Here is an 8686-nt window from a genome sequence, read left to right as displayed (position 1 = left end):
ACCCCATCAACCCCGGCAATTTTTAACGAAGTCACAGCAGCTCCGGGAGCTTGCATCCCGGAGAACTGTGACTGAGAATGAAACAGCCCTGCCCGTTGTAGGAACTTCGTAATCTTAGCAACTGGTGTTGGGCGAAGCCCACGCGCGCAGAGTACCCGTTGGGCGGAGTAATCTTTGACTGATATAAACCCACTTTACCCAATAACAAAATTAATCAACCAAAAATAATATCAATCAGCAGACTGCGAAAGATCGGTGTGATATTCAAAAGAATATTCATAGCAAATATTAATTAAACTTTTTAATCTATGTGTAGAGGTGGTAGTAATACGTTTTCAAAACGTTTGCTTTTCCCGGCAAAAAACTTTGCACTTTAACAGCATAATTGTTGGGCAATAAACCCTATGTGTTAGTCTGCGCTGAATGATTGTCGCAGTAAAAATTTAAGCTTTTTATTCCATCTGTAAAACTTAGAGATATCCCATGGCAACATCCGAAAATACATCAACTGAAGATCTAAATATGTCCAATCAGACGACTCAAGCTGGAGGTGGAATGGGTAATGGTAATCCACTTGCCCCCGCAGAAGGCTACGAGTACGACTTCAGCAGCGATTCAGAGACTCCTCAGACCCCGTTTGATCCATTAATTGGGGTTGGGGATATTGATGATCTTGGTGACATCTTTGGAGATCTAGATCCAGAAGATAACCCCTTCGGAGGTAATCCGACAGAGGGCGGTGGTAATCCCTTCGGTGGCGGTAATCCCACAGAGGGCAGTGCTGGTGGAATGGACGACATGGACGAAGATTCCGAAGTACCTGTTGACTCTGATGATGATGCCCCCATGCCTGTTGAACCCGATGGCGGGAACTCAGGCGGCTTCGACGGTGGAAATTCCTTCGGTGGCGGGAACTCAGAAGGCTTCGACGGTGGAAATTCCTTCGGTGGCGGGAACTCAGAAGGCTTCGGCGGTGGAAATTCCTTCGGTGGCGGGAACTCAGAAGGCTTCGGCGGTGGAAATTCCTTCGGTGGCGGGAACTCAGAAGGCTTCGGCGGTGGAATGGACGACATGGACGAAGATTCCGAAGTACCTGTTGACTCTGATGATGACACCCCCATGCCCGTTGAACCCGATGGCGGAATCGGAGACGGCGCAGGCCCAATTGGGAATGAAAATCCCTCTGGTGGTAATCCCACAGAAGGCGGCGCAGGTGGTGAAAATTCCTTCGGCGGTAACTCAGGCGGCTTCGGCGGTGGCAATTCCTTCGGTGGCGGTAACTCAGGCGGCTTCGGCGGTGGCAATTCCTTCGGCGGCGGTAACTCAGGCGGCTTCGGCGGTGGAAATTCCTTCGGCGGTGGAAATTCAGGCGGCGGCGGTGGCTTTGGTAGCAACACCCCCAACAGTGGCGGTAACATCGATACAGGCGAAAATAACGAAAATTTAGGTACTGGTAACTCTGCTTTTGGCAGCGACAACCAAACAGAAGGCAACGGTAACAACGCTTTTGGGGATGGCAATTCTACCAATGGCAACGGTAACACCGACTTCGGCAGCAACAACCAAACAGAAGGTAACGGTAACCGCTCCTTCGGCGAAGGCGGCGAGGGTTTTAACGAAATTTTTGAAGGTCGAGAAAATCCATTAGAAATGTCCGCAGGGGAAAGCGATGTTTCCATCGATCTCGGATCAATTGGCGGAAACAATCCCGTCTTTGCCGGTGGCGGTACACCTGCACCAGAAGGCGGCGTACCGGTTGATATTGAAGATTTAGAAGAAAGTAGCAACAATCAAACCGACGGTAACGGTAACTGGAATTTCGGCAGTAACAATCAAACCGACGGTAACGGTAACTGGAATTTCGGCGGCGAGAATACCATCGAAGGTAACGGTAACTGGAGTTTCGGAGATAACAACAATATTACCGGAAACGGCAACCGTCCGAGCGGCAGTGGAAACACCATTACCGGCAACGGCAATCGGCCAACCGGTACCGGTACCACCATTGTAGGCAACCGAGTCAGTACCTCAGCAGATAATGTAAGTATCTATGGAAACGGCGATCGCTATTTCCAAACCGATAGCGACGGTAATACTATACTTGTTGACGATCCGTCCGCGAGCGATCCCAACTACACTTATGACTTTAGCGGTTTAGAGGGTAGTGACTCCCCAGAGATTAACACCGGTGATGTAGGTTTTGGCGGAGTAATGGCGACCTTCTCAACAGAAACCGACTCCGATGAGGGCGCAGACTCTACACCCGTCACGGAGACATTTACCCCCGAAGATTTTATCCCAACCTCTGGAGAGATGTCCGATGTTGATGTTGAGGATGTCGAAAGCGAACAGTTTTCTACAGAAACCCCAACCAGCGAATTATCTGAAGAATCAGACTTAGACGAGGTTACTGACTCCGATATCCCCGACATGATGGGAGAGTCTTCGACACAAACCCCAACCGGCGAAATGTCGGAAGAATCAGACCCAGACGAGGTTACTGACTCCGATATCCCCGACATGATGGGAGAGTCTTCCCCAGAAGGTATGATGGAACAACCCTCAGAATCTACAGAGGGTCAAGCCGATTCTGACAGCGATATGAGTTCCGATGATTCAGCCCTTTTAGACCAACTGCGAAACAGTCCTTTTGGTCCTTTGTTGGATATTGATGGCGTTGATGGCGTTGAGGATATTTTTGGTAATGTCGGTGGCGCCGGTGGTGGAAACGGTTCCTTCGGTGGCGGTGGTGTAGGTAGCGGTAATCCCTTTGGTCAAACCGAAACTTCTTCAGGTTCTAGTAATCCCTTTGGTCAAACCGAAACTTCTTCAGGTTCTAGTAATCCCTTTGGTCAAACCGAAAATTCTTCAGGTTCTAGTAATCCCTTTGGTCAAACCGAAAATTCTTCAGGTTCTAGTAATCCCTTTGGTCAAACCGAAACTTCTTCAGGTTCTAGTAATCCCTTTGGTCAAACTGACAGCCTTACAGGTGAAATTGGGTTTAATATCGACAATTTTGTTGATTCTATGGAAGCAAGAATTGAAGGCTTGATTGATTCTGTCCCCCAAGATTTCAATCAAGCGGGTACTGTCGCAGATATTGGTCCTAGCTATATTGTTCGCGATGGTGAAGGCGGTTTTTATCTTAGCGCTAACGAAAGCGTTGACAACGATGATTTGTTGATTTTCGGTGGCGCTATTGGCAATCAGTCCGAAGCTGAAAGCGTTGAGGATTATATTGATTTCATGGCTGGAGGTTCAGACCAACCCGGTGTAGTTGCAGCCATTGGCGGCGAATATCTGATGGAAGATGGCGACGGCGGTTGGTATATTAGCGCTGACGAAACTTTTGACAGCAATGATATGCAACTGTTAAACGGTAGCTCTATTCTCAACCTGCCAGATTTTGAAGGTTTCAACGGTTTGTAATCAACGATTAAATACCGATTAAAAAACCCGGTGCGCGTAAGAGTTACCGGGTTTTTATACTTGGGGTGAGAGTTACCAATATTTAATCGAAATGGTTAAAGAGGCTATTTTTATTCAAAAACTCCCGATTAAGTTTAATTATAATTTACCTCTTACTTCAAATGTTGCATTTATTGGATAAAATTACCCATTGGGCGAGTTTAACCCTTGTTGAGTTCCTCAAAGCCTTGTTGAATTCCCGCTATTGTTTCCAACTGTTCAATCAATTAGCACAACTTAACCGGGTCAATTTTGTCGGGATCGAGAAAGGTTACAAGCACCTGGGTATTACTAATGTCTTGGGGTAGTTCACTTAATTGAATTTGTCCATCTCGATAAAAACCTTCAACCGTTTTTAGCATAAGTTGATACAAATAATGATTGCTCTTAGCTTCTCATCATAGAATTGCTTTAAAAATCTAGTCTTGTTTCTTATTAACTATCAGTTTAATTCTCGAAATAGTTTTTCAGGGTTATGGTCACAAATGAATTCGTTGGGAATATTTCCTGCTAACAAATCGCCTAATGAAAGAGGTATAAACTGATATATACCTTCCTGATGTATATCAGAAATTCGTCTTTGAGTATCAGGTGCTAATCCTGTAGCAGATACAATTACTCCTATATACAAGTTTTCTCGTTCAAGATCATCTTTAAAACCTCCAAACTGAATACGGCTAAACTTTTTACTTTCAATTTTTACACTAATTCCTGCTTCTTGAATCACAGGGTTTCCCTTTTTATACAGTAATCCTTCACCATCTTGAATTTTAGTAATTTTAGGCGCTCTGATCTTAATTCTGCCATCAATTCCTCCATCTGCTTTGCCTCTTCTAGGGGGTAAATTTGTAACTTTTTTTACAGGATCACCTCCCAATAATTCTATGATTTTTGATTCATAAGCTAGTTTTTCTTGATTACTGGCACTTAATAATTTACCAATTAAGGATGCTATTAATCTTGGGTCAGGCATATTAATTTATTCAGGATTCCATAAATAGTTGATTTTACTATGATACACTTCTGTCAAATAATTTATTACATCTTCAACTGAGTCAAATTCTAAATCCTTGTATTTTTTATTAATTAAATCAGAAGTTGCAATTAACATCCAACGAGGAATACTCACCTTAGATTGTCCTTTTGAATCAGAAGAAAGCTTTTCTAATCGTTCTAAATAGTCCTGAGAATAAAAATGATATATAGAACGCTTTTCAGAAATTTCAGAACTAGCTAAGTTGGTAAAGATTGCTTCTATAGCTTTTCTATTGCTACCAGTCGCCAAAGCATCTTTAACTTCATTTAAGACATTGTTATCTAATTTTTCATCATCAAAAATTAGTTTCTGTTTTAGACTGAACTTATTTTTAGCTTTTTTTGATAAGCTCTTTAGCAACTGTCTGCTTGGCATAATAGACTCTCCGTGTATATAATATAATTATAATATTCCAAGTTCAAATAATAAAAGATTTAGTTGTTCTCTAAATATGGAATTGTCAAGAAAGATAGGTGAAGAAGGAGGCAAGACTCTTCCAGCATATGGTAAATAATAACGACTCATATAGGTAAGAAGTCCACAATCTTGTAATCTTTGTTTGACTAAACTGATGTCACTGCTGCTATCATCACATAAACCGCATTTATTAGGAACTATTTTCATACAAAGATTTATTCCTATTATTCTACTTTGATTAACAATAGGTTGCAATTCTTCAGGAATAGATTGCATTGCTTCAGAATCAGATGGAACAATAGGAACAATGACTCGCCATCCTTTTCGTTTTTTGTCAACAAGCTGATCAAGAATATTCCAATTATCATCTGTATCAGCAACTACTACATCATATTTTCCCCGTCCCTTAAAATTAGGTAGATTTTCATCCGTATGTTCTTCAACTTCTATTTTTCCATAAATATTAGGTACATTTTTCTTTGCATTTTCAATATGATATTTAATTCTAGATGTTCCTGACAGCTTTAGTACCAAAACGCTTTTTCCTTCTTCTGCTAGTAATAAAGCTGTGTTAGTAGCGATTGTCGTTTTACCTACACCACCTTTAGGTGCATTGATTAGTAACTTTAGCATATTGACAATAAATTAGATTAACAAAACCGAAAAGCAGATTGGTGAATTTATATATTATATAGTTTTAATTATAACTTAAAATTAGTAATTTTTCAAGAAATACGAAAGATAATGTTAAAGGAAAGGATAGTCTAACCGATGTAATCTTCAGATGTATCGAACATTTGCTTAACTTGAGCTATAACAAACAAGCGAACTTCGTATTTCACCCAAGCAAATGGGTTGAATCAGTTAAAAAAAATAATTCGGGTGGGCAAACGCCCACCTAACAATCTTAGCTTAACGCACCCGCAGGCATTCCTAAAATATCCTCAATTTTTGGCATATCCTCAACCGGAATAACCCGTCCTTCATCTTCAAAACCTTCAATTTCATTGAAGTTGAGATAACGGTATAAATCGGCTGCAAACGGGTCGAGTTTCTTGGTAATAATCTCCTTGTATTCCTCAACCGTTGGAATGCGTCCTAACAACGCACAAACCGCAGATAATTCAGCCGAACCTAAATAAACTCGGGCATCTTTACCCATACGATTATTGAAATTTCGAGTCGAAGTAGACATCACCGTAGCGCCATCTTCAACCCGTGCTTGGTTCCCCATACACAGCGAACATCCGGGCATTTCCGTTCTTGCACCCGAGGCGGCAAATACACCATAAACCCCCTCATTTCTTAACTGCTGTTCATCCATGCGTGTTGGCGGACAAACCCACAACCGAACCTTCACTTTTTCCCCATCTAACACCTTCGCTGCTGCCCGATAATGACCAATATTCGTCATACAAGAACCGATGAACACCTCATCAATTTTGTCTCCCGCACATTCGGACATTAACTTAACATTATCCGGGTCGTTCGGTGCGGCAACAATCGGTTCTTTGATCTCGTTCAAATTGACTTCGATAATATCAGCATATTCCGCATCTTTATCGGCTTCCATTAACTCGGGATTTGCCAACCATTGTTCCATTTTGGCAATCCGACGGGCTAACGTTTTACTATCCTGATATCCGCGTGCAATCATATTCGTCATCAACGCAATATTTGAACGCAAATATTCGGAAATCGTCTCAACGCCCAACTTAATTGTACAACCCGCACAAGAACGTTCAGCAGTCGCGTCGGTCAATTCAAAAGCTTGTTCAACTTTTAAATCCGGTAAACCTTCCATCTCCATAATTCGACCATTGAACACATTTTGTTTGTTCTCTTTTCCCACAGTTAACTTTCCTTGTTGCATCGCCACCCAAGGAATAGCATTGACAATATCTCGCAACGTTACACCGGGTTGTAATTCGCCTGAAAACTTCACTAAAACCGATTCCGGCATATCCAATGGCATCACGCCCAAAGCCGCAGCAAACGCCACTAAACCTGAACCTGCGGGGAAAGAAATTCCCAACGGAAAACGAGTGTGAGAATCACCCCCTGTTCCGACAGTATCGGGTAACAACATCCGGTTTAACCAAGAGTGAATAATGCCATCACCGGGACGCAATGCCACCCCTCCGCGAGTTGCAAAGAAATCAGGTAATTGTTTGTGAGTGTTAATATCAACGGGTTTAGGATAAGCCGCAGTATGACAGAAACTTTGCATGACTAAATCCGCCGAAAAACCCAAACAGGCGAGTTCTTTTAACTCATCCCGTGTCATCGGCCCAGTCGTATCTTGAGAACCTACTGTTGTCATCATCGGTTCACAGGAAGTTCCCGGACGAACCCCCGGTAAAGTACAAGCTTTTCCGACCATTTTTTGGGCGAGGGTAAAGCCTTTTCCGGTGTCTTCTGGAGTGATTGGACGAGTAAATAAAGTTGAGGGTTCATAACCCAAAGCTTCGCGAGTTTTGTCAGTTAAACTGCGTCCAATTAGTAAGGGAATTCGTCCCCCGGCGCGAACTTCATCTAAGATGGTTTCTGGCTTTAATGTAAAGGTAGAAATCACTTCGGGCGAATCGCCATTCGCCCCTACTTTGGTAATTTCGCCTTTGTAGGGATGAATGGTAATCACATCTCCGGTATTCATTGAAGTGACATCACATTCTATCGGTAAAGCCCCAGAATCTTCAGCCGTATTAAAGAAAATCGGGGCAATTTTTCCGCCTAAAATATAACCGCCCGCCCGTTTATTGGGAACACAAGGAATATCATCGCCAATATGCCATAACAGCGAATTAATAGCCGATTTCCGCGATGAACCTGTTCCCACAACATCCCCAACATAAGCCACTGGATGACCTTTTTGTTTGAGTTCAGCAATGGTTTGAATTCCTTCCGGCATACTCGACTCTAACATCACCAAAGCATGGAGAGGAATGTCGGGGCGAGTGGTGGCGTGAGGGGCGGGAGATAAGTCATCGGTGTTGGTTTCACCCCCGACTTTGAAAACAGTAACGGTGATGCTTTCAGGAACTTTCGGGCGGCGAATAAACCAGTCGCCTTCCGCCCAAGCATCTATTACCTGTTTGGCGTAGGGATTGATGTCTGAGAGGGCGAGAACGTCGTTAAAGCTGTCAAAAGCTAGGGTGATTGTACTGAGGGCGGTGGCGGCTTCACGGGCTAGGTTAGAATCAGAGGATTTGAGGAAATCCACCAAAGATTGTACATTATAACCCCCGATCATCGTTCCGAGTAAGTCTATCGCCCCTTGATGAGACAGGAGGGGACAGTCAATTTCTCCTTTGGCGACGGCGGTTAAAAATCCCGCTTTGACGTAGGCGGCTTCATCGACTCCGGGGGGAATGCGATCGCGTAGCAGGTCCATTAAGAATTCTTTCTCCTCTTCTGGGGGGTTTTTCAGGAGTTCGCAGAGTTCGGAGGTTTGTTCGGCGTTGAGGGGTAGCGGAGGAATTCCTAAAGCTTCGCGATCGGCTGCGTGTTGACGATAGGCTTCTAACATAGTTGATGTTCTCCATGTAGGTATCTTTGATTATGGTATCGATAAACCCCCCAAGTTTGTAGATGCCAGGAATACAGGATTTTATGGTTCAATTCATTTCTGAGGGTATTGGGCGAGTTTTGATGGGAGAAAACAACCGCTTGATCATGTGAAAATAAAAATGTATCAACTATAATCCACATAACGTTATGTTAAAAAACCATGACTGAAAATTCCTTAGAAAAAATTTTACAAAG

The 8686-nt window shown here is 43.1% G+C and carries 6 protein-coding genes; 1 reads left to right on the top strand and 5 read right to left on the bottom strand.

What is annotated here, in order from left to right:
• Positions 1–483 precede the first annotated feature (483 nt).
• A complete protein-coding gene (locus L8106_RS30135; RefSeq protein ID WP_009788108.1) occupies positions 484–3429 on the top strand; it encodes a hypothetical protein in 2946 nt (981 codons plus the stop codon).
• 266 nt (positions 3430–3695) lie between these two features.
• Here the strand turns inward: L8106_RS30135 and L8106_RS34325 are convergent, their stop codons facing one another.
• The 5 genes from L8106_RS34325 to acnB form a co-directional block, all read right to left on the bottom strand.
• On the bottom strand, positions 3696–3830 hold the full coding sequence (locus L8106_RS34325) for a hypothetical protein (RefSeq protein WP_009788107.1): 135 nt from the start codon (positions 3828–3830) through the stop codon (positions 3696–3698).
• Positions 3831–3910: 80 nt separating this feature from the next.
• On the bottom strand, positions 3911–4441 hold the full coding sequence (locus tag L8106_RS28780) for a hypothetical protein (protein WP_009788106.1): 531 nt from the start codon (positions 4439–4441) through the stop codon (positions 3911–3913).
• Between the two features lie 6 nt (positions 4442–4447).
• Positions 4448–4879, bottom strand: coding sequence for a hypothetical protein (locus L8106_RS28775; protein ID WP_009788105.1), 432 nt, complete (start codon positions 4877–4879; stop codon positions 4448–4450).
• A gap of 27 nt (positions 4880–4906) precedes the next feature.
• Positions 4907–5554 (bottom strand): AAA family ATPase, encoded by a 648-nt coding sequence (locus L8106_RS28770; RefSeq protein WP_009788104.1) that lies wholly within the window; start codon positions 5552–5554, stop codon positions 4907–4909.
• Between the two features lie 274 nt (positions 5555–5828).
• Positions 5829–8450 carry a bifunctional aconitate hydratase 2/2-methylisocitrate dehydratase gene (gene acnB / locus L8106_RS28765; RefSeq protein ID WP_009788103.1) on the bottom strand — a complete coding sequence of 874 codons (2622 nt, stop codon included), beginning with the start codon at positions 8448–8450 and terminating at the stop codon, positions 5829–5831.
• Between the last annotated feature and the right edge of the window lie 236 nt (positions 8451–8686).

This window comes from Lyngbya sp. PCC 8106, assembly GCF_000169095.1.
GTDB lineage: Bacteria > Cyanobacteriota > Cyanobacteriia > Cyanobacteriales > Microcoleaceae > Capilliphycus.
This window is presented reverse-complemented; position numbering and strand designations above follow the sequence as displayed.